The 21,219-nt window shown below is 63.9% G+C and carries 16 protein-coding genes; 8 read left to right on the top strand and 8 right to left on the bottom strand.

The genetic code is table 11. The features are described 5' to 3' along the window. Positions 1–50: 50 nt before the first annotated feature. Together AC07N6_RS00990 and AC07N6_RS00985 are read left to right on the top strand one after the other, a co-directional pair. The gene (locus tag AC07N6_RS00990) at positions 51–803 is read left to right on the top strand and encodes an HpcH/HpaI aldolase family protein (protein WP_494780468.1); all 753 of its coding nucleotides are present in this window, start codon (positions 51–53) and stop codon (positions 801–803) included. Positions 804–1,006: 203 nt separating this feature from the next. Further along, the gene (locus tag AC07N6_RS00985) at positions 1,007–1,417 is read left to right on the top strand and encodes a hypothetical protein (protein WP_494780467.1); all 411 of its coding nucleotides are present in this window, start codon (positions 1,007–1,009) and stop codon (positions 1,415–1,417) included. Between the two features lie 153 nt (positions 1,418–1,570). On the opposite strand, the gene AC07N6_RS00980 is transcribed toward AC07N6_RS00985, so the two are convergent. The 3 genes from AC07N6_RS00980 to AC07N6_RS00970 form a co-directional block, all read right to left on the bottom strand. Then, on the bottom strand, positions 1,571–2,578 hold the full coding sequence (locus tag AC07N6_RS00980; RefSeq protein WP_494780466.1) for an aldo/keto reductase: 1,008 nt from the start codon (positions 2,576–2,578) through the stop codon (positions 1,571–1,573). A gap of 99 nt (positions 2,579–2,677) precedes the next feature. Then, the gene (locus tag AC07N6_RS00975) at positions 2,678–3,694 is read right to left on the bottom strand and encodes an AraC family transcriptional regulator (RefSeq protein ID WP_494780465.1); all 1,017 of its coding nucleotides are present in this window, start codon (positions 3,692–3,694) and stop codon (positions 2,678–2,680) included. 632 nt (positions 3,695–4,326) lie between these two features. Next, positions 4,327–5,346 carry a LysR family transcriptional regulator gene (locus tag AC07N6_RS00970; RefSeq protein ID WP_494780464.1) on the bottom strand — a complete coding sequence of 340 codons (1,020 nt, stop codon included), beginning with the start codon at positions 5,344–5,346 and terminating at the stop codon, positions 4,327–4,329. 306 nt (positions 5,347–5,652) lie between these two features. Here AC07N6_RS00970 and AC07N6_RS00965 point away from each other — a divergent pair, with 306 nt between their 5' ends. The 5 genes from AC07N6_RS00965 (at position 5,653) to AC07N6_RS00945 (ending at position 13,156) form a co-directional block, all read left to right on the top strand. After that, positions 5,653–6,525, top strand: coding sequence for an alpha/beta hydrolase fold domain-containing protein (locus AC07N6_RS00965; protein ID WP_494780463.1), 873 nt, complete (start codon positions 5,653–5,655; stop codon positions 6,523–6,525). A gap of 10 nt (positions 6,526–6,535) precedes the next feature. After that, positions 6,536–7,747, top strand: a complete 1,212-nt coding sequence (locus AC07N6_RS00960) for an efflux RND transporter periplasmic adaptor subunit (RefSeq protein ID WP_494780462.1) — start codon at positions 6,536–6,538, stop codon at positions 7,745–7,747. A gap of 80 nt (positions 7,748–7,827) precedes the next feature. Then, positions 7,828–11,052, top strand: a complete 3,225-nt coding sequence (locus tag AC07N6_RS00955) for an efflux RND transporter permease subunit (RefSeq protein ID WP_494780461.1) — start codon at positions 7,828–7,830, stop codon at positions 11,050–11,052. Between the two features lie 18 nt (positions 11,053–11,070). Beyond that, positions 11,071–12,600: an efflux transporter outer membrane subunit gene (locus tag AC07N6_RS00950; protein ID WP_494780460.1), complete on the top strand. Its 1,530-nt coding sequence runs from the start codon at positions 11,071–11,073 to the stop codon at positions 12,598–12,600. A gap of 52 nt (positions 12,601–12,652) precedes the next feature. Further along, a complete protein-coding gene (locus tag AC07N6_RS00945) occupies positions 12,653–13,156 on the top strand; it encodes a DUF1993 domain-containing protein (RefSeq protein ID WP_494780459.1) in 504 nt (167 codons plus the stop codon). A gap of 115 nt (positions 13,157–13,271) precedes the next feature. Here the strand turns inward: AC07N6_RS00945 and AC07N6_RS00940 are convergent, their stop codons facing one another. From AC07N6_RS00940 to AC07N6_RS00920, 5 genes are all read right to left on the bottom strand, one after another. Next, positions 13,272–13,934: a DUF1120 domain-containing protein gene (locus AC07N6_RS00940; protein WP_494780458.1), complete on the bottom strand. Its 663-nt coding sequence runs from the start codon at positions 13,932–13,934 to the stop codon at positions 13,272–13,274. Between the two features lie 112 nt (positions 13,935–14,046). Continuing rightward, on the bottom strand, positions 14,047–14,718 hold the full coding sequence (locus AC07N6_RS00935) for a DUF1120 domain-containing protein (protein WP_494780457.1): 672 nt from the start codon (positions 14,716–14,718) through the stop codon (positions 14,047–14,049). A 377-nt stretch (positions 14,719–15,095) separates the two neighbouring features. Continuing rightward, positions 15,096–16,073 (bottom strand): fimbrial protein, encoded by a 978-nt coding sequence (locus AC07N6_RS00930; protein WP_494780456.1) that lies wholly within the window; start codon positions 16,071–16,073, stop codon positions 15,096–15,098. Positions 16,074–16,383: 310 nt separating this feature from the next. Next, positions 16,384–17,448, bottom strand: coding sequence for a fimbrial protein (locus AC07N6_RS00925; RefSeq protein WP_494786238.1), 1,065 nt, complete (start codon positions 17,446–17,448; stop codon positions 16,384–16,386). A gap of 129 nt (positions 17,449–17,577) precedes the next feature. Continuing rightward, entirely contained in the window at positions 17,578–19,071 is a 1,494-nt protein-coding gene (locus AC07N6_RS00920) for a SulP family inorganic anion transporter (RefSeq protein ID WP_494781257.1), read from the bottom strand. A gap of 1,016 nt (positions 19,072–20,087) precedes the next feature. On the opposite strand from AC07N6_RS00920, the gene ssuD reads away from it, so the two are divergent. Beyond that, positions 20,088–21,215, top strand: a complete 1,128-nt coding sequence (ssuD, locus tag AC07N6_RS00915) for an FMNH2-dependent alkanesulfonate monooxygenase (RefSeq protein ID WP_494780454.1) — start codon at positions 20,088–20,090, stop codon at positions 21,213–21,215. The last annotated feature ends 4 nt before the right edge of the window (positions 21,216–21,219 follow it).

Genomic DNA, 21,219 nt, shown 5'->3' with positions numbered 1-21,219 from the left:
CGCCGGTTGCGTCTACCATAGGCAGAACCAATCACCAACGGAGACTGAAGATGCGGGAAAACCGGCTGCGCACCCTGTTCGCGCAACAGACCATGGCCTTGAGCGGCTGGGTATCGATGGGCAATTCGCTGCTGGCCGAAGTGGTGGCCAACAGCGGCTACGATGCGGTGACGGTGGACCTGCAGCACGGCCTGTTCTCGGTCGAGTCGGCGGTGCCCATGCTGCAGGCGATCTCCACCACCGCTGCCGTGCCGCTGGTGCGCTGCTCCGAAAACGGCCTGGGCGAAATCAACAAGCTGCTCGACGCCGGCGCCTACGGCGTGATCTGCCCGCTGATCAATACCGCCGAAGACGCCGAGCGCTTCGTGCGCGCCTGCCACTACTCGCCGCGCGGCGGCCGCAGCTACGGCCCGGCGCGCGGCTTCATGTACGGCGGCAGCGACTACTTCACGCATGCCAACCGCACCATTCTCACGCTGGCCATGATCGAGACCAACCAGGGCTTCGCCAACGCCGAGGCGATCCTGCGCGTGCCCGACCTGGACGGCATCTTCATCGGCCCGGCCGACCTCAACATCGAGATGGGCCTGGCGCCCGACGCCTACGATGCCCCGCAACTCAACGACGCCATCCGCTCGCTGGTGGCGCTGGCCAGGCGACTGGGCAAGTATGTGGGGATCTTCGCCGGCACCATGGACATGGCCCAGCGCATGAAGGAGTTCGGCATGGACCTGGTGGCGCCGGGCACCGATATCCAGCAACTCAAGGCGGAAGCCGCCCGCCGGATCGCGGCGCTGCGCTGAGATCCAGAATTTATTCAGACTCGACATGGACAATGCCGGCAGGCAAGGCCATCCGACGATGAGAGACGATATCCACGGGAATGACGACTTCCTCACAAATTTAATTTGAGAATAGTCCTATATGAAACCTCCCCCCGCCGCCGGATAATTTTTCGGAAGCGGGGGATGGGTGATGCGCATCCGTTCCCGCCAGGGGACAAACCATGCCGACATCACACACTCATTCCAATACCGCCTCAAGCGCCGCCTGGCGCCAACGCGCCGCACGCATCTCGCACGCCATGGACACGGATTTCACCTGGCTGGCGGCTTGCATCATGCTCGTGGTGCTGTGCCTGCACTTCTCCGGCATCGGCAACACGGCCCGCGTCGAGAACAAACCCATCGCCGACATGGCGCCTGAGCGCAGCTATCAGCTGGAAGTCGCCGCCGATGAGGCGCCGCCATTGGCCGACACCGTCGCAGCGCCATCCTGCAACCCGCAGCGCGACACGGCGCTGCAAAGCCATTTCATGCTGCTGCACCTGTGCAGCGTCGAACGCCCGGAGCGCGACGACATGCAGGCGGAGCCCCCCAAAAGGACGGAACGCGCCATCCGGCGGCGCATGACTTGAAGCCGCCCTGAAAACGGCTCAAAACAGCTCAAAACAGCTCCTGAAACCCCTGAAACACGCGTAAAAAAGCCGCTGCATTTCTTGCAGCGGCTTTTTCGCATCCGGACGCCGCAGGCGCGGCATCCTCACTCCCGCATCCTCACGCCCGCATCCTTATCCCCGCGCGATACGCCCGAAAAATGGATAGTTGGGATCGTTGTAGCCATGCGTGGAGGCATGGCCCGGCGTCACCAGGCTGTCCACCAGCGCTTCTTCCTCGGCGCTGATCTTCAGGTCGACCGCATCGTAATAGTCTTCCATCTGCGCCAGCGTGCGCGGCCCGGCGATGACGCTGCTGACCGTCGCATTGGCCAGCACCCAGGCGGTGGCGAACTGCCCCAGCTTGACGCCGCGCGCCGCGCAATGCTGCTGCAGCTTCTGCGCGATGAGCAGCGACTCTTCGCGGAACTCGGTCTCCAGGATGCGCTTGTCGCCGCGCCCGGCGCGCGTATCTTCGCCCGGTTTCTGCCCCGGCGCGTACTTGCCGGTCAACACGCCGCGCGCGATCGGGCTGTAGGGCACCACGCCCAGGCCGTAGTTGGCGCAGGCCGGCAGGATCTCCACTTCCGGCTGGCGGTTCAGCAGGTTGTAATAGGGCTGGCATACCAGCGGCTGCGGCACGTTGTGCTTCTCGCACAGGCGCACGATCTCGGCGATGCGCCAGCCGCGGAAGTTGGACACGCCGAAACCGCGGATCTTGCCGGCGCGGATCAGGTCGCCCAGCGACTGCACCGCCTCTTCCAGGTTCTCATCCTGGTAATCGCGGTGCATATAGAGGATGTCGAGGTAATCGGTATCCAGCCGGCGCAGGATGTTGTCGGTCTCGCGCACGATCCAGCTGCGCGAATAATGCGACTCGTTGGGCGCCTCGCTCATCGGGTTGCCCAGCTTGCTGGCCAGCACCCAGTGCTGGCGCTGCCCCATCAGCAGCTTGCCGACGAGTTCTTCCGAGCGGCCCTTGGTGTAGACGTCGGCCGTGTCGATGAAGTTGACGCCATGCTCGCGCGCCGAGGCGACGATGCGGCCGGATTCTTCGATGTCGGTCTGGTCGCCGAACATCATCGATCCCAGGCACAGCGCCGAGACTTTGAGGTTGCTCTTGCCGAGTCGCCGATATTGCATACTGTCTCCAATCAGGTGGAATAAGAATAAGGAACGCCGGGCCGGCGCATGGAGCGATTCTAGCGCCGCGCGGCCGAACCTGCTGGCGGCCGCCAGGGGCTACTGGGGCAGCGCCGCTTCCTCTTCCTGCCAGCGGCGCTTGTCGCGCAGCGGCGGCGCGCCGAACAGGCGGCTGTATTCGCGGCTGAACTGCGAGGAACTCTCGTAACCCACCGTATGCGCGGCCAGCGCCACGCTCATGTCGGCGGTCAGGATCAGCTTGCGCGCCTCCTGCAGCCGCAGGTTCTTCTGGTATTGCAGCGGGCTCATCGCCGTCACCAGCTTGAAATGGTGGTGCAGCGAAGACACGCTCATGTGCACGTCGCGCGCGATGTCTTCCACCCGCAACGGCTGCGCGTAGCCGTCCCGCATCAGGCGGATGGCCTTGGCGATGCGGTTCATCTGGCTGTCCTGCAGCACGGTCTGGCGCAGCAGCGCGCCCTGGCCGTTCATCAGCAGGCGGTACAGGATCTCGCGCCGTATCATCGGCGCCAGGATGGGAATGTCGCGCGGCGTCTCATGCAGCCGCAGCAAACGCAGCACCGCGTCCAGCAGCGCGGCATCGAGACGGTTGACGTACATGCCGCGCGCGGCGGTATCGACGGCGATGGCCTGGGGCAGCGCCTCGTCGCCGATCAGCGCGCCGATCTCGCGCGTATCCAGCTCCAGCCGCAGGCCGAGATACGGCTCATCAGGGCTGGCGATCATCACCTTGCCCACCACCGGCAGGTCGACCGAAGCCACCAGGTAATGCATGGGGTCGTATTCATAGACCTCGTCGCCGATGAGCAAGCGCTTGGAACCCTGCGCGATCACCGCGAATACCGGCTTTTGCACCGTGTGCTTGGGGCCGCTCGGGCAGGTGATGCGGTGGATGTCCAGGCCATCGATGGCGGTTTCCAGGGAGCCTTCGATGCCTTCGGTGTAGCGCCCGATCAGTTGCAGCAGTTCGCGCTGCATGGCCTCGAAGCGCGCGCCATCGTCCGGCGGCGCCGGCACGGCGGCATGCTCGGTACTCGCCGCCGCACTCGCCGCACCGGCGGCAGGTTCGAAGACTGCGTGTTCGTTCAGGTCCATGGCGGCTCCGGTGTCAGATGAGGATCCAGCTTAGCGCAATTCAGCGATTTGCCTGATTCTCCAGCATATAGATTGCAGGAATAGGCAAAAAATCAGCAGGATTAGGTATGCTCGCGATCTGCGGCAAGGGGGAATATGCTTGCCAATGCCTTTATTTGATATACCGGACATGGCCAGGCTCAATATGCGGCTTTTCCGGAAAACTGCCCAATCATCGCTCACTTTGCAGGATCGGGCAAAAAATCAGCAGCTTTCGGCACGAAAGATTTGCTGCGATCCAGCATAATCCTCCCGACGCCAAGAACACCTTTATTCACGATGTGAACCGTGCCGGCCCGCCACCGAGGCGAGCGCCGCAACCACGTAATGACCCGGCCCCAAGGCCGCCAGCAGCACCCGCAAACCCGGCGCAGACCAGCGCGCCTTCTTGATCAACCCCGTTTCCCAGGATCCTCACCGACATCGCGCCGGCGGGGATGACGCTTTCCGATTTACGCGGACCGCCTCGCGCGGCCTGCGGGGAGCAGTGCCGGCGCGAACAACTGCAGGATGGAAAAAACAGAGAAAGGCCAGCGATGAACAACACCAGTCCCAGCGAAATTCACCGCACGCCGCTGGCGTGCGCACCTGCATCAGAACACGCTTTCGGCGATATTGTGCTGCTCGACCACGTTGCGCACGGTGGTCGCCTCGTCCTTGCTGACGAAGCGGCATTCGCCCTCGACCATTTCCATGCCCATGCTGCAGGCGCGGTGCAGCGGACAGGTGGAGAACAGTTCGGCGACCCAGTCGACGAAGGCGCGCACCTTGGGCGAGAGATGGCGGTTGTGCAGGTAGACCACCGAGATCGGCAGCGGCGCGGGCTTCCATTGCGACAGCACCTCGACCAGGCGGCCGTTCTCGATGTGCGGCATCACCATGTACAGCGGCGCCTGCACCATGCCGAAGCCCTGCAGCGCGCACTCCACATAAGCGTCGCCGTCATTGACGGAAAGCTTGCCATCCATCTTGACCTCGCGCGTGACGCCGTCGACCACGAAATCCCAGTCGATGGTGCGGCCGGTGCGGCTGGAAAAGTAGTGCACCGACTTGTGCTGCTGCAGGTCTTCGATGGTGTGCGGCACGCCGTGGCGCTCGAGGTAGTCCGGCGCGGCGCAGGTCACGGTCTGGAAAGTGCCGATGCGGCGCGCCACCATCGACGAGTCCTGCAGCTCGCCGATGCGAATCACGCAGTCGACCGCCTCCTGCACCATGTCCACCGGGCGGTCGCCCATGCCCATGGCCAGTTCGATGTCCGGGTACTTGGTATAGAAGTCACACAGGTTGGGCAGCAGCAACAGGCGGCCGACCGAGGCCGGCACGTCGATGCGCAGCCGGCCCTGCGGCCCGCGCGTGACGTTGCGGAAGGATTGTTCGGTTTCCTCGACATCGCCCAGGATGCGCACGCAGCGCTCGTAGTAGGCGGCGCCGTCGGGCGTCAGGCTGATGCGGCGCGTGGTGCGGTTCAGCAGGCGCACCTGCAGCAGGCTCTCCAGCCCCTGGATGATGGTGGTGACGGTGGTGCGCGGCAGGTTCAGGTTATCGGCTGCTCGCGTGAAACTGTTGGCATCCACCACGGCGGTAAATACCTGCATGGCCTGGAAACGATCCATCGCTCTCTCCTTTCGGCCACGCAGCCGGATCGCCGCGAAAACCGACTAAAAAACCAGAAAATTCACCGAAAAATTGATAAGGCAACAACTTGCATCCCAGTCCGGATGCGGCTTTCCTGCGCCTTGGCAGGCATGCTCGACTTTGGCGCCAGCGCCATCCTGGGCCGAATGATAACGAACATCGACGCATCGATTGTTCGAACTTGGCGAACAGTGTTGTTGGATTATATGAGTTTATTTGAGACCGTGCTGTGGCGCACAATCCGCCTCACTCTCCGACAAAGGGCTCAGGCCCAGGCGCACATCATGGACGGCTCGCATTCCCTCGACATCCGCAATTTTTTCGTTCCCGGCCCGCTCGGGCGCATTCCGGTGCGCCTGTACCAGCCGGTGCAGAAAGCCGGCGCCGGCCAGCGCCAACCCTTGCCGCTGGTGATGTACTTCCACGGCGGCGGCTTCGTCGGCGGTTCGCTCGACGACGCCGATGCGCCGGCCAGCTTCATCGCCCGCTACAGCGGCAGCGTGGTGCTGTCGGTAGGTTATTCGCTGGCGCCGGCCAAGCCGTTCCCGGCCGCGCCGGAAGACGCCTACGCCGCCGCGGTATGGGCCTGCAAGCATGCCGATGAACTCAACGCCGACGTCGACCGCATGGTCGTGGCCGGCGACGACGCCGGCGGCAGCCTGGCCGTCAGCCTGACACTGATGGTGCGCGACCGCTGCGCCAAGCCGCTGGCCGCGCAAGTGCTGATCAGCCCGATGCTCGACCCCAGCATGCGCCTGGTGGGCGACGCCGCGCGGCTGCAGTCGGACCTGACCGTCGAGCGCTGCGCCGCCTCCTACCGCCAATACCTGCCGCAGACCATGCAGCGCCTGCACCCGTATGCGGCGCCGCTGGAAGTGAGCCGGCTGGCGGGACTGCCGGCGGCCTTCATCGCCACCGCCGAGCGCGACGTGCTGTGCCCGGAAGCCGAGAAATACGCCTCCGGCCTGATCCGCGCCGGCGTGCATACGCAGGTGTCGCGCTTTTCCGGCATCACGCATGGCGCGCTGCGCACCCATATCCCGCTGCTCAAAGAAATCGTGAATTTCCTGCGCTGCCGCTTTGCCCGCGCGCATCGCGACGATGACAACAACACCGACTACACGCCGTTCAACCTTCAACCATCTCCCACTCTCTGAGGACAAGAACATGAACACTCCTACTACGCTACGCCGCCGTTTCGCCCTCACCGCCACCGTGCTGGCCGTCATCGCCCTGACGGTCGGCGGCGCCATTTCCGCCGTCGGCCTGTCGGCCAATGCCAGCACCGCCCCGGCCGCGCCGCCGGCCGCCCCGGTCGATGTGGCCGAAGTGGTCAGCAAGCAGATCATCGACTGGCAAGCCTACTCCGGCCGCATCGAGGCGGTCGACCGGGTCGAGGTGCGGCCATTGGTCGGCGGCACGCTGACCCAGGTGCACTTCAAGGATGGCGCCCTGGTCAAGAAGGGCGATGTGCTGTTCACCATCGACCCGCGCCCCTACGCCGCCGAAGTGGCCCGCACTGAAGCGCAACTGGCCGGCGCCGAAGCGCGCGCCGGCTATACCTCGTCGGACGTGGCGCGCGGCCAGCGCCTGCTGGGCGACAACGCCATCGCCAAGCGCGACTTTGAAGAAAAGCAGAACGCCGCGCGCGAAGCCGCCGCCAACGTGCAAGCCGCCAAGGCCGCCGTGCGCGCGGCCCGCCTGAACCTGGAATACACGCAGATCACCGCGCCGGTCTCGGGCCGCATCTCGCGCGCCGAAGTCACGGTCGGCAACGTGGTCAACCCCGGTTCGGCCAACGCGCCGCTGACCACGCTGGTCTCGGTCGCCAAGGTCTACGCCTCGTTCGACGTCGATGAGCAAAGCTTCCTCAAGTACGTCAACCCGGCGCGCGCCGCCGGCGCCACGGTGCCGGTCTACCTCGGCCTGGCCAATGAGGATGGCTACTCGCGCCAGGGCAAGGTCGGCTCGGTGGACAACCGCCTCGACCCCGCCTCCGGCACCATCCGCGTGCGCGCCGTGTTCGATAACGGCGACGGTCAGCTGATCCCCGGCCTGTACGCCCGCGTACGCCTGGGCGGCGGCGCCCCGCACGAGGCCGTGCTGGTCGATGAAAAGGCGCTCGGCACCGACCAGGACAAGCGTTTCGTCATGGTGGCCGACAAGGACAACCACGCCATCTATCGCCAGGTGCGCGTCGGCGCCAGCCAGGACGGCCTGGTGGTAGTGGAAAACGGCCTCAAGAGCGGCGAGCGCATCGTGGTCAACGGCCTGCAGCGCATCCGTCCGGGCGACGCCATCGCGCCGACCGTGGTGCCGATGCAGCCGCAAGCCAAGAGCGCCGACGCGCAGGCCCAGCCGGCCGGCGGCAAGGCCTGAGGCCAGTCCGGACCATCCGTGCCATCGCTTTCAAGAAAAACAACAGCTTTGACATCCAGAAAAGCTGAAGGAACCTGAACATGAATATCTCAAAATTCTTTATCGACCGCCCGATCTTCGCGGGCGTGCTGTCGGTACTGCTATTGCTGGGCGGCGTGCTGGCCATGTTCCAGCTGCCCATTTCGGAATATCCCGAAGTGGTGCCGCCCTCGGTGGTGGTGCGCGCGCAGTACCCCGGCGCCAACCCCAAGGTGATCGCCGAAACCGTGGCCTCGCCGCTGGAAGAGCAGATCAACGGCGTGGAAAACATGCTGTACATGCAGTCGCAGGCCAATAGCGACGGCAACCTGACCATCACCGTCAACTTCCGCCTGGGCGTCGACCCCGACAAGGCCCAGCAGCTGGTGCAGAACCGCGTCGCGCAAGCGCTGCCGCGCCTGCCGGAAGACGTGCAGCGGCTGGGCGTGACGACCATCAAGTCGTCACCGACCCTGACCATGGTGGTGCACCTGATCTCGCCCGACAACCGCTACGACACCACTTACCTGCGCAACTACGCGGTCCTGAACGTCAAGGACCGCCTGGCGCGCATCCAGGGCGTGGGTGAAGTAGGCCTGTTCGGTTCCGGCAACTACGCCATGCGCGTGTGGCTGGACCCGAACAAGGTGGCGCAGCGCGGCCTGACCGCCTCCGACGTGATCCGCTCCATCCGCGAGCAGAACGTGCAGGTCGCCGCCGGCGTGATCGGCGCCTCGCCGAGTTCGCCCGACGTGCCGGTGCAGCTGTCCGTGAACGCGCAAGGCCGCCTGAAGACCGAAGCCGAGTTCCGCGACATCATCCTCAAGGGCTCGCCCGACGGCGCCGTGACCAAGCTGGGCGACGTCGCCCGGGTGGAACTGGCCGCCTCCGAATACGGCCTGCGTTCGCTGCTGGACAACAAGCCGGCGGTGGCCATCCCGATCTTCCAGGCGCCCGGCGCCAATGCGCTGGACGTGTCCACCCAGGTGCGCGCGGCGATGAAGGAACTCTCGGCCGACTTCCCCAGCTCGGTCCAGTACCGCATCGTGTATGACCCGACCCAGTTCGTGCGCGCCTCGATCGAAGCGGTGGTGCATACGCTCTTGGAAGCGATCCTGCTGGTGGTGATCGTGGTGATCATCTTCCTGCAAACCTGGCGCGCCTCGATCATTCCGCTCTTGGCAGTGCCGGTTTCCATCATCGGCACCTTCTCGCTGATGCTGGGCTTCGGCTACACCATCAACGCGCTGTCGCTGTTCGGCATGGTGCTGGCCATCGGCATCGTGGTCGATGACGCCATCGTGGTGGTGGAAAACGTCGAGCGCAACATCGGCGCCGGCCTGACGCCGCGCGAAGCGACCTATCGCGCCATGCAGGAAGTCTCGGGCCCGATCATCGCCATCGCCCTGACGCTGGTGGCGGTGTTCGTGCCGCTGGCCTTCATGACCGGCCTGACCGGCCAGTTCTACAAGCAGTTCGCCATGACCATCGCCATCTCGACGGTGATCTCGGCCTTCAACTCGCTGACCCTGTCGCCAGCGCTGGCCGCCATGCTGTTGAAGGGCCACGGCGAGAAGCCGGACTGGCTGACCCGCGTGATGGACCGTTTCCTGGGCGGCTTCTTCGTCCGCTTCAACCGCTTCTTCAACCGCGCCTCGGACAGCTACGGCCGCGGCGTGACCGGCGTGATCAAGCGCAAGGGCGCCACCATGGTGGTGTACGCGGTGCTGCTGGCGGCTACCGTGGGCATCGCCAACATCGTGCCGGGCGGCTTCGTGCCGGGCCAGGACAAGCAATACCTGGTGGCCTTCGCGCAATTGCCCAACGGCGCCTCGATCGACCGCAGCGAAGACGTGATGCGCAAGATGAGCGAGATCATGCTCAAGGAACCCGGCGTGGACAGCGCCATCGCCTTCCCCGGCCTGTCGATCAACGGCTTCACCAACAGCTCGTCGGCCGGCATCGTGTTCGTGGGCCTGAAGCCGTTCGAGGAACGCAAGTCCAAGGAACTGTCGGGCAACGCCATCGCCGCCTCGCTCAACAAGAAGTTCGGCGGCATCAAGGAAGCCTTCACCGCCGTGTTCCCGCCGCCGCCGGTGATGGGCCTGGGCACGCTGGGCGGTTTCAAGATGCAGATCGAGGACCGCGATGCGCTGGGCTATGCCGAGCTGGACAAAGCCGCGCAGGAGTTCATGAAGGCCGCCGCCAAGGAACCGGCGCTGGGCCCGATGTTCTCCAGCTACCAGATCAACGTGCCGCAACTGGACGTCGACCTCGACCGCGTCAAGGCCAAGCAACTGGGCATCCCGGTGACCGACGTGTTCAACACCATGCAGATCTACCTCGGCTCGCTGTATGTGAACGACTTCAACCGCTTCGGCCGCGTCTACCAGGTGCGGGCTCAGGCTGACGCGCCGTTCCGCGCCAAGGCCGACGACATCCTGCAGCTGAAGACCCGCAACGAAGCCGGCGAGATGGTGCCGCTGTCGTCGGTAGTCAAGGTCAAGCAGACCTTCGGCCCGGAAATGGTGGTGCGCTACAACGGCTATACCGCCGCCGACATCAACGGCGGCCCGGCGCCCGGCTATTCGAGCGACCAGGCCCAGGCCGCGGCCGAACGCGTAGCGGCGGCGACCCTGCCGCGCGGCATCAAGTTCGAATGGACCGACCTGACTTACCAGAAGATCCTGGCGGGCAATGCCGGCGTGTGGGTGTTCCCGATCAGCGTGCTGCTGGTGTTCCTGGTGCTGGCCGCGCTGTATGAGAGCCTGACCCTGCCGCTGGCGGTGATCCTGATCGTGCCCATGAGCATCCTGGCGGCCCTGACCGGCGTCTGGCTGACCCGTGGCGACAACAACATCTTCACCCAGATCGGCCTGATGGTGCTGGTGGGGCTGTCGGCCAAGAACGCGATCCTGATCGTCGAGTTCGCCCGCGAACTGGAAATGCAGGGCCGCACCGCGGTGCAAGCCGCGATCGAATCCAGCCGCCTGCGCCTGCGCCCGATCCTGATGACCTCGATCGCTTTCATCATGGGCGTGGTGCCGCTGGTGACCTCCACCGGCGCCGGTTCGGAAATGCGCTATGCGATGGGTATCGCGGTGTTCTTCGGGATGCTGGGCGTGACCTTGTTCGGGCTGTTCCTGACCCCGGTGTTCTACGTGCTGCTGCGCACCCTGAACCGTCGCAAGCTGCACTCGGCCTCGCACCATGAGGCGCCGATGACCGCCGGCTCGCATGTGCCGCAGGCCGCGCATGCCGCCCCCGGTTCGCAGGAAGACCGCTGATTTCTCTGGAGTAGAAAAATGAATGCAATCAACATGAACTCCCCCGCCACAGGCCTCGGCCTGGCCGGCCGCCTGCTGCGCCCGGCGCGGATCGGCTCCGCGCTGCTGGCCGCACTGCTGGTGCTGGCCGGCTGCTCGGTGGCGCCGACCTACGAACGCCCCTCGGTCGATACCCCGACCGCCTTCAAGGAAGCCGCCGGCGAAAACGGCAGCCAATGGAAGGCTGCCCAGCCGGCCGAAGACATCGCCCGCGGCGAATGGTGGAAGATCTTCAACGACGACAGCCTGGACACGCTGGAAACGCGCGCCCAGCAAGCCAACCAGGACCTCAAGGCGGCCGCCGCCCGCCTGGGCCAGGCGCGCGCCCTGACCCGCGATGCGCGCTCGGGCTACTTCCCGCAGGTGGACGCCGGCATCGGCGCCACCCGCCAGCGCACCTCGCCGGCCTCGCAAGGCTTGCCGGCCGACGCCAATACGCAGCCGTTCACGCTGTACCGCGCCCAGGTCGGCGTGTCGTATGAGGTCGACCTGTTCGGCCGCGTCTCGTCCAACGTCGATGCCGCCACCGCCGATGCCCAGCGCAGCGAAGCGCTGTTCCATTCGGTGCTGCTGGCGCTGCAGGCCGACGTCGCCCAGCAATACTTCCAGGTGCGCGAACTGGATGCGGCGCTGGAGCTGTACCGCGGCACCGTGGAGCTGCGCGGCCAGTCGCTGAAACTGGTGCAACGCCGCTTCGACGAGGGCGACATCAGCGAGGTCGACGTCGCGCGCGCCAGGTCGGAACTGGCCTCGGCGCAATCGGAAGCGCTCGGCATCATGCGCCAGCGCGCCACCGCCGAACACGCGCTGGCGATCCTGTTGGGCAGCACGCCGGCCGAGTTCTCGCTGCCGGCCCGTCCGCTCGCGCGCATCTCGATCGGCATCCCGGCCGGCCTGCCGTCGGCGCTGCTGGAACGCCGGCCCGACATCGCCGCCGCCGAACGCGCGATGGCCGCCGCCAACGCCCGCGTCGGCGTGGCCAAGTCGGCCTTCTTCCCCAGCCTGAACCTGACCGGCGGCCTCGGCTACGAGTCGTCGCAGCTGGGCGACCTGTTCAACTGGTCCAGCCGCACCTTCCTGCTGGGCCCGCTGGTGGGCACCGCGTTGAGCGTGCCGCTGTTCGACGGCGGCCGCCGCCAGGCCGGGGTCGACCGCGCCCGCGCCAGTTATGAGGAGCAAGTCGCCACTTATCGCGGCACGGTCTTGAACGCCTTCCGCGAAGTGGAAGACAACCTGGCCAACCTGCGCATCCTGGGCGACCAGAACCGGGCGCAGGACGAAGCCGTGGCCGCCTCGTCGCGCGCCGCCAAGCTGTCGCACACGCAATACCGGGAAGGCGCGGTCAGCTATTTCGACGTGATCGACGCCGACCGCACCGTACTGCAGCAGCAACGCGTCTCGGTGCAACTGGATGGCGAACGCGCGCGTTCGACCGTCAACCTGATCCGCGCCCTGGGCGGCGGCTGGGGCGAGTTGCCCGCGGCCACCCAGTTGTCATCCGCAAAATGAACGCCGCCGTCCCCGTAACAACGGGGATCGCGGCACAGAAAGGAAAAACGCCATGCCCATCACCCTGCATCAAGCCAGCATCCCGTCTCTGATCCGCGGCCTGCAAACCCTGTCCACCCTGCTCGACAAGGCCGAGCAGCACGCCGACGAACACAAGCTGGAACCGGCCGAGCTGACCGGCGCCCGCCTGTTCGACGACATGTATCCGCTGTCGGCCCAGATCCAGCGCGCCAGCGACACCGCCAAGGCCACCGCCAGCCGCCTGTCCGGCCTGGCCGCGCCCAACTTCCCGGACGACGAAACCAGTTTCGACGAACTGCAGGCGCGCATCAACAAGACCATCGTGTTCCTCGAAGGCATCCCGGCCGACGCCATCGACGGCCAGGAAGAACGCAAGATCAAGATGATGCTGCGCGGCGAAGAACACGCCATGAGCGGCCTGGCTTACCTGACGCAGTTCGGCTTGCCCAACTTCATGTTCCACGTCGTCACCGCCTACGGCATCCTGCGCCACCGGGGCGTCAAGCTGGGCAAACAGGATTATCTCGGCCTGTAGGCCGCGCAAAAAGAAACGGCCCGCATCTTGCGATGCGGACCGTGATGGATTCAAGCGTTTCCCGTGGTACTTGCCCGCCGTTGGCGAGCTTTTTTATGGCGAACGCCAGTCGCGCTCAGCGGTAATACAACTCCAGGGTGACGCTGCCATCCAGGTTGATTTCTTCCGTCAGCGGCAGATTCTCCCGCTTCGCCAGCACCGGCTTGACGGCCAGCTCGCCCGAAATGTCCTTGTGGGGCCGGCCGCCGCCGTTGATTCCGCCGGAAAAATAGGTTCTATATTGATACTGCAGTACTGCCCCCATATACGCCACGTGGTAGCCCGCCTCGACGCCATAAAAGACCGTGCTATTGGCGCCATCCGCGGTGACCGACACCATTCGCAAGCGGAATGCCCCGATGTTCTTGCCTGCCACGCTGCCCAGTCCATATGTCGTGAAATACGTCTCGGTGGTCAAGGGACCGTAGGCCGCGTCCATCTCGCGGGAATAAATCCTTGAAGAAGCCCGGTTATCGGTCGCCCCGACCGCCAGATAGGTCGGCTGATCGCAATTGATGGAAAAGGAAACGGTTTTCTCATCCAACGGGGTGAATCTCCCGCTTTGCAATTGGTTGCTGGAAATCAGGCCATAGTCGACATAGCCGTTATTGCCGATGGTAAAGGTGCATGCGCGCGGCTTGATCTGGCCATTGACCGTCAATTCCGTGGTCGGCGCGGCCATGGCGCTGCCGGACCACGCCATGGCCGCGCCCGCAAGAAATGCTGCCAGCTTGTTCATGATTGCCCTCCTTGTCTTTATTATGCAGTCCGTTGAAGACCCTGCCGTCTGCGGCAAGCCATACCCGGATAAGAAAATCTTCAACCTCATTCCTGCCGAGGATACCAATCCCTCACAAATATTTCACTTCGATCGTGGCCGAACCGTCCAGGTTGATCTCCTGGGTCAGGTCCAGGTTTTCGGGCCGGTTCAGGACCGCGGTGACAGACAAGGTGCCGGAGACGGTTTGGTAGGAACCTGGAGCGGTGCTGCCGGCCGGCGCCCAGGACAACATGCGGTTGGTCGACATGCCGCCGGCGGCGGCCCTGGTCCAGCTCGGGGTAGCGGAAACGGTGGCGCCGATGATATCGACCGTCGTGCCGTCGCCGGTGAACGAGCCTTGCTTCATGTTGAAATGGAAAGCGCCGATGTTCTTGCCGGCAGCCGCGCCCAGGCCGAACATGCTGGCTTCGCCGGCAGTTGCCGAGATCTGCGGCGCCAGGCCGGTGACCTTGGTGGACGCCTTGTTGTCGAGCGCGGTCACGGCCATCCTGACCGGCGCTTCGCAAGTGATCGAGAAGGGCACTTCCTTGGTCTCGAGCAACGTGTAGCGGCCTGCGGCCAGCGAGCCGGCGGCGATGGTGCCGTAGTCGACCACACCGGCGCTGCCGATGGTGGGCGTGCAGGCGACCGGCTTGATGACGCCGGTGACCTTGAGTTCGGCGCTGGGGCCGGCGAAGGCGGCGGCCGATGCCAGGGCAGCGGCGATGGCGACGAAGGCGGAGCGGGCGGTGATCTTTGGCATGATGGTTTCCTCGGTTCTGTGTCGAATGGGATTCATATGCATCGCGCTGTTTGCCGACTTCGTTTGCTTGATGCAGTGACGTCAGTTTGCCAATTCGTTCCTCGTACTTATATGAGAAAAGTCTTAAAAACGCCTCCAAACCTCTCCCCCATCCGCGCGACGGCATGCTGGCCTGATCGTCTACCGGCTCCGCCTTCTAGTGGATAACCCTCTTGCAGATTGTGCCTATCGGCTCTTCACAAACCATTCCGGCCCGCTGCAACAGCCCCCGGCGAAGGTTTCCTGCGCCATTGGGGCGTCAGCAAAGGAAACGGCCCGCATCTTGCAATACGGGCCGTTCGCCAAAGGGCCGGGAGGCCCGACCGCGCGCTGATCCGCTATTGCATCTGGATCGTCACCACCACCCGCCCGCGTACCGGCCCTGGCGCGATGGTCGCGCCGGTCTGGTAGTACCGCACGGTGAAGGGGTACTGGGCGCTGCCATTGACCATTGGGGTACCCCGCTCAAGCTGGCCGAATTCGATCGGCCTTTGCGTCGTTTTGTTGATGATCTGGAAGGCGACGTTGTTGGCGTTGCCGCTCCCGATATCCGTGGCGATCACCCCCGGCGCGCCGGAAGGATGCCTATATGTCGGACTGAAGGCAACGCCAATTTGGGATACTTCCCGCTCCCTGGAGCAATTGAGGGTGATATTGAAGTCCCGTGGTTTGGCGGTCGAACCTATTCCCGTCAGCTCCTTGCTCGCCACTGTCGGCAGGGCAACCACGTCGGGCGCCGTCATCGCACAGGTCGTTCCGACCGCACGAAGACCGCCTGCGCTAAAGTACCAACCGGTCGCTCCCATGCCCGTCGAGGGCCACGCCGATATGGCCGTAGGGCCATTACCACCGTAGAACAAGTGGCCGTTGTTGATGTTCCAGAAATCCCTCAACGCGTGGACCCGCACCCGCGCCTTGACATTGATCGGCTCTGACAAGTCGCCATCCGGCAGCCTGTACCGCTGCAAAACGGGCTCATAATTGGGCAGGCCCAGATCGACAGTGATCCCCAGCGAGGGAATCCCCGTCCTGCATATCCTGGTCGTGCAATCGTTGAATAAAAACAGGTAGTTAGGCGTGGGACCGGAGCATTGCAGGTAGAGCGGAGCTTGCCCGAAGACAATCTGGAACGGCACGATCCGGTCGTAAAGGACATCGCCCGCCTTGGTACTGGGCGGTATCGATATGGCCTCGCCTGGAATATTCACCATCACATTATTAATATTCGCCTGCCGACACTCCGCCCGCGCGGTGAAAGAACACAGACACAGCACCGCCGCGACCAGCAACAGGCGCCCCGAAGATGAAATGAACATTGCGAAGTCCCGATCCCGGCGAAAATCAATAACAGGATCGCAGTCTAGGCCAGACGCCCGCGCGGCACGATAGGAATAGTCTCAAATGCGCGGCGGGCACTGACAAAGGTCACGCCGACGGACGACGCAAAATAATCTCAAATAATATTTGTCTTTTTTTCAAAAAAAAACAATAAACCCCGGCTTGTATCATCCCGATACAAGCCGACCATCACTGAGATCGGTATTGATTGAATAAATGGCGTGATGAATAAAAAGGGGAAATTGGCCTCGGCACCGGCATTCACCCTGCCGGCTGTTGCACCCAATGCTACTGATAAGACATGGTCATGGTGACCACGCTATTAGCCGTACCCGGCGCTACCGTCTCCGCAGTCTGCACGTAACGCGCCCTGAAAGTCTCGATATGGGTAGGAGTAGCCGCAGTCGCATCAAACAGTTTGAATTGGTTCGGGTTGCCTGCGGCTGCGGAATCCGGGCCGAAACTGACCAGCGTATCGGTCGAACCGCGCAATATTTGCACGCCGACGCCCGAGGCGGTCGACGTGCTCGTCAGCGGCAAGGTGCTGCTGCGATTGGCGACATTGCTCGGATCGCTCATGGTCATGTGAACGGCGGTTTGTACGCCGGTGCAGTCAATGCTGATCCTGAAGGAAGTGGTCGGCGTGGTGCTGCCTACGCCAGTGAATGCCGTTCTGCGGTGATTGCCCAGCGACACCGTTGCCGGGGATGTCATCTCGCAGGTCTGCGGCACGATTGTCACGCTGTTGGTAGTTGTCATCGTGGCCGCGATCAAGCGGCCGCCGGGAGCATTGTAAAAATCGACAGCATTGATGCGCCGCTTGAGTCCCGCCGAAAATACCGTCCCGGAATGGACGACATCCGAAGTTTTCACCAGTACGATTTCCGCAGCATCTCTTCTGACATGCGCAGACGGTATCCCCCAAGCCCCCCCATTACTTGGTGTCGTCCGCACTGAAACGCTGGTCAACTGCGTAGGATTGCCATCGGATTGAAGGATACGATAAACGACTCCGGCATCGCTCATGGAACCGTCTCCCCTTCTCAGATAGCCGTTGATTCCATCATTACGAGTATCCGTGGCCGCATTAACAGTCTCTCGTACGCGATCTCCCGGTTGACATTGCAAAGCCTGGCCAGTTTGAGTGATACTGCGAATCCGCGCACGCGCAATAATGCTTCCGACCGGTAAATTGCGCGGAATCGAAACACGGTCACTCGGAAATGAATAAATCACTTCCTGGCCTTGAAATTCTTGATCGGCAGGCACTCGCACGACATTGCAAGCGCCGTAAGCGGAACCGGCGGTCAACAGAAGCAGCATGGCGGCCGATAAGCGATTAGGTTTGGACAACACGACTCGCTCCTTGGGAAAGCCTAGATTGTCCAAATATCCTGCGCATCCCACCATGAGAATAGTCTCAAACCCAATGCGCTCTGCAAGATAAAACGCCGGTACGTGCAGACTTCGCACCGGCATTTTTTATGTCAGTTCTACTCCGGCCCGCTGCAACAGCGCCTGGCAGCGCCTGGACAAGGATTCCAGCCGCAAATTCTTGCCGGCCCTGGCATAGCGTTCGCTCAGCGTTTGCAGCGCCGCGATCGCCGAATGGTCCGCCAGCCGCAGATGGCGGCAATCCAGCACCACCCGCTGCGGATCGCGCTGCGGGTCGAACAGTTCGAGGAAGTGGGCCGACGAAGCGAAGAACAGCGTGCCGTGCGGCAGGTAGGTGCGCGAACCGTCGGCGTTGTCGGCTACATCGGCGCGGATCTCGCGCGCATGTTCCCAGGCGAAGTTGAGCGCGGCGATCACGATGCCGCACAGCACCGCCACGGCCAGGTCGGTGAAGACGGTAATGACGGTCACGGCGACGATCACGATGGCGTCGTTCCTGGGCACCTTGCCCAGCACGCGCAGCGAACCCCAGGCGAAGGTTTCCTGCGCCACCACGAACATCACCCCGGCCAGCGCGGCCAGCGGGATGCGTTCGATGGCCGGCGCCAGGAACAGGATGAACATCAGGATCATCACCCCGGCCACCACGCCGGACAGGCGCGAACGGCCGCCCGAACCGAGGTTGATCATGGTCTGGCCGATCATGGCGCAGCCGCCCATGCCGCCGAACAGGCCCGACACCACATTGGCCGCCCCCAGCGCCAGGCATTCGCGGTTGGGCTGGCCGCGGCTGGCGGTGATCTCGTCGGTGAGGTTGAAGGTGAGCAGGGTTTCCAGCAGGCCGACGATGGCCATCAGCACCGCATACGGGGCGATGATGCGCAGGGTCTCCAGGTTCATCGGCACCTCGGGGAAATGCCACAGCGGCAAGCCGCCGGCGATCCTGGCCATGTCGCCCAGCGTCGGCGTGTGCAGTCCCGTCAGCTGCACCAGCAAGCCGACGCCAAGGATCGCCGCCAGCGCCGGCGGCACCGCGCGGGTCACGCGCGGCAACAGCCAGGTGATCAGCATGGTGAGCAAGGTCAGGCCTAGCATGATGGCCAGCGGCGTACCTTGCAGCCATACCGGGCCGGACGGCGTGGGATGGCGGAAGTGTTCGAGTTGCGCCAGCGCGATCACGATGGCCAGGCCGTTGACGAAGCCCAGCATCACCGGATGCGGCACCATGCGCACCAGCTTGCCCAGGCGCAGCGCGCCGAACAACACCATCACCAGGCCCGACAGCAGCACCGTGGCCAGGAAGTATTGCGCCCCATGCTGCGCCACCAGCGCCACGATCACCACCGCCATCGAACCGGCGGCGCCGGAAATCATGCCTGGCCGGCCGCCGAACAGCGCGGTGATGGTGCAGATGAAGAAGGCGCCGTACAGTCCCATCAATGGATTCAACTGGGCCACCAGGGCGAACGCGATGCATTCGGGCACCAGGGCGAAGGCGGTGGTCAGGCCGGCCAGCGTGTTCTGGCGGAAGTCGCGCAGGCGTGAGGGAGTGGGCGAGGATGAAACGGCGGCATCGGTCATGGCGGCGGCGAAGGCCTGCCGCGGATGGCGGGCCGGATTATAGGTCTGGTCTGCGGGAAGGCATTGCCAGCGGTCGCTGGCATGCGATGAAGGCGTCATTTTACTGCAACGCAATAAGAGAACCAGCGGCTTTTATTGTGCATCAACGGCTATGGAGCGTATGCGCCATGGCCGTTGATGCACATCGAAAGAGGGTCTCTAGTGTGTAGGAGCCGGATTGTTTATTTGTTTGGGTAGTCTGGTCTTGCTACTGGTCGATGTACTGGCTTTATGCTTTTCTTTCTCCGGTCGGAGCGGAGCGCCGGGGGCGGCCCGGCAGCCGCTCACTTTTCTTGTCTCGCCAAGAAAAGTAAGCCAAAGAAGGCGACCGCAACTACCCAGCCCCTTCGGGGTCCCCGGCGGAGCGGGCAAAAAAATGGGCAATGCAGAGTCGCTTCGCTCCGACTGCCTTGCTGATCCATTTTTTTGCCCACTCCGCCGGCTGGTTAGATGCGGACTTCGGAAACGGCTCGCCTTCGGCATCGCGGTACTTGCGGAAAATCGAGGGAACCGGGAACCGGCCATTGCTCTGGAGGCGCCAGCGCCTCTCTGTACCAATCCCGATGCCGCAGGCGAGGCGTTCAGGTTTGCCTCCCCTTGTGGGCCAGCCGTTGGAGGGCGGTAAAAAATGGATCAGCGGGGCAGTCGGAGCGTAGCGACTCTGCCTCGCCCATTTTTTACCGCGCTCCAACGGGTACCCCGAAGGGGCTGGCACTTAGGGGCCGCCTTTCTTTGCTTACTTTCTTTGGCGGGCCAAAGAAAGTGAGCGGCTGCCGGGCCGCCCCCGGCGCTCCCCTTCGACCGGAGAAAGAAAAACATTAAGCCAGTACATCGACCAGCAGCAAGACCAGACTACCCAAACTCACTCCCCAAAACAACAAAACACATTTCCCAACTAAGCAAATGCAAAAACATTCTTAGCCACCAAAAACCCACAGCGCTCTAATAACAAAACCGAACAAACAAAGAAACACCCCATGTCCCTCAACATCTTCTGGTTCCTCCCCACCTCAGGCGACACCCGCTACCTGGGCACGTCCGACTTCGGCCGCGCGCCGACCATCGACTACATGCGCCAGATCGCCGTCACCAGCGAAAACCTCGGCTATGACGGCCTGCTGATCCCCACCGGCGCCTCCTGCCTAGACCCGTGGGTGGTGGCCGCCAGCCTGGTGCCGGTGACGCACAGGATCAAGCTGCTGGTGGCGCTACGCACGTCATTAGGCGGCCCCGGCCCTTCGGCGCGCCAAGCCGCCACGCTGGACCAGGCCCTGAACGGCCGCCTGCTGTTGAACGTGGTGCCGGGCGGCGACGCCACCGAACTGGAAGCCGATGGCGTGTTCCTGAAACACGACGAGCGCTACGAGGCCGCCGATGAATACCTCACCATCTGGCGCCGCCTGCTGCAAGGCGAAACGGTGGACTATGAAGGCAAGCACTTCCGTATCCGCCAGGGCCAGGTATTCCACCCCGCGCTGCAAAAACCCTATCCGCCGCTGTATTTCGGCGGCTCCTCCGACGCCGCCCACGACCTGGCCGCCAAGCATGTGGACGCCTACCTGACCTGGGGCGAACCGCCCGCCGCAGTCGCGCAAAAAATCGCCGACGTACGTGCGCGCGCCGCAACACAAGGGCGCACCGTGCGCTTCGGCGTGCGCCTGCACGTGATCGTGCGCGAGACCAATGAAGAAGCCTGGGCCGATGCCGAACGCCTGATCAGCAAGCTGACCGACGAGGATATCGCCCGCGCCCAGAAAAATTACACCCGCATGGATTCGGTGGGACAGCAGCGCATGGCCGCGCTGCACGGCGGCCGGCGCGACAAGCTGGAGATAGCGCCCAACCTGTGGGCCGGCGTGGGGCTGGTGCGCGGCGGCGCCGGCACTTCGTTGGTGGGGGATGCCGCCACGGTGGCCGAGCGGCTGCAGGAATACGCGGACCTGGGCGTGGACACCTTCGTGCTGTCCGGCTATCCGCACCTGGAAGAATCGATACGCTTCGCCGAGCTGGTGTTCCCGTTGCTCGGCAAGCAGGCGGTCACCTTGCGCGACCGCGCGCAGACCGGCGGCGCTTTCGACATCCGCGCCGCCCGGTCGGCCTCCTGAAACG

Source organism: Herbaspirillum sp. GW821-FHT09A12, assembly GCF_059418325.1.
Note: the sequence above shows the minus strand (reverse complement) of the source record. Positions and strands in the feature narration are given on the sequence as shown.

Excerpts from the sequence above, each read along its gene's own strand:
- ssuD (WP_494780454.1), top strand. The coding sequence starts at position 20,088 with ATGTCCCTCAACATCTTCTGGTTCCTCCCCACCTCAGGCGACACCCGC.
- AC07N6_RS00970 (WP_494780464.1), bottom strand. The coding sequence starts at position 5,346 with ATGGATCGTTTCCAGGCCATGCAGGTATTTACCGCCGTGGTGGATGCC.
- AC07N6_RS00920 (WP_494781257.1), bottom strand. The coding sequence starts at position 19,071 with ATGACCGATGCCGCCGTTTCATCCTCGCCCACTCCCTCACGCCTGCGC.
- AC07N6_RS00955 (WP_494780461.1), top strand. The coding sequence starts at position 7,828 with ATGAATATCTCAAAATTCTTTATCGACCGCCCGATCTTCGCGGGCGTG.
- AC07N6_RS00940 (WP_494780458.1), bottom strand. The coding sequence starts at position 13,934 with ATGAACAAGCTGGCAGCATTTCTTGCGGGCGCGGCCATGGCGTGGTCC.
- AC07N6_RS00950 (WP_494780460.1), top strand. The coding sequence starts at position 11,071 with ATGAATGCAATCAACATGAACTCCCCCGCCACAGGCCTCGGCCTGGCC.
- AC07N6_RS00965 (WP_494780463.1), top strand. The coding sequence starts at position 5,653 with ATGGACGGCTCGCATTCCCTCGACATCCGCAATTTTTTCGTTCCCGGC.
- AC07N6_RS00935 (WP_494780457.1), bottom strand. The coding sequence starts at position 14,718 with ATGCCAAAGATCACCGCCCGCTCCGCCTTCGTCGCCATCGCCGCTGCC.
- AC07N6_RS00930 (WP_494780456.1), bottom strand. The coding sequence starts at position 16,073 with ATGTTCATTTCATCTTCGGGGCGCCTGTTGCTGGTCGCGGCGGTGCTG.
- AC07N6_RS00980 (WP_494780466.1), bottom strand. The coding sequence starts at position 2,578 with ATGCAATATCGGCGACTCGGCAAGAGCAACCTCAAAGTCTCGGCGCTG.
- AC07N6_RS00990 (WP_494780468.1), top strand. The coding sequence starts at position 51 with ATGCGGGAAAACCGGCTGCGCACCCTGTTCGCGCAACAGACCATGGCC.
- AC07N6_RS00985 (WP_494780467.1), top strand. The coding sequence starts at position 1,007 with ATGCCGACATCACACACTCATTCCAATACCGCCTCAAGCGCCGCCTGG.
- AC07N6_RS00960 (WP_494780462.1), top strand. The coding sequence starts at position 6,536 with ATGAACACTCCTACTACGCTACGCCGCCGTTTCGCCCTCACCGCCACC.
- AC07N6_RS00945 (WP_494780459.1), top strand. The coding sequence starts at position 12,653 with ATGCCCATCACCCTGCATCAAGCCAGCATCCCGTCTCTGATCCGCGGC.
- AC07N6_RS00975 (WP_494780465.1), bottom strand. The coding sequence starts at position 3,694 with ATGGACCTGAACGAACACGCAGTCTTCGAACCTGCCGCCGGTGCGGCG.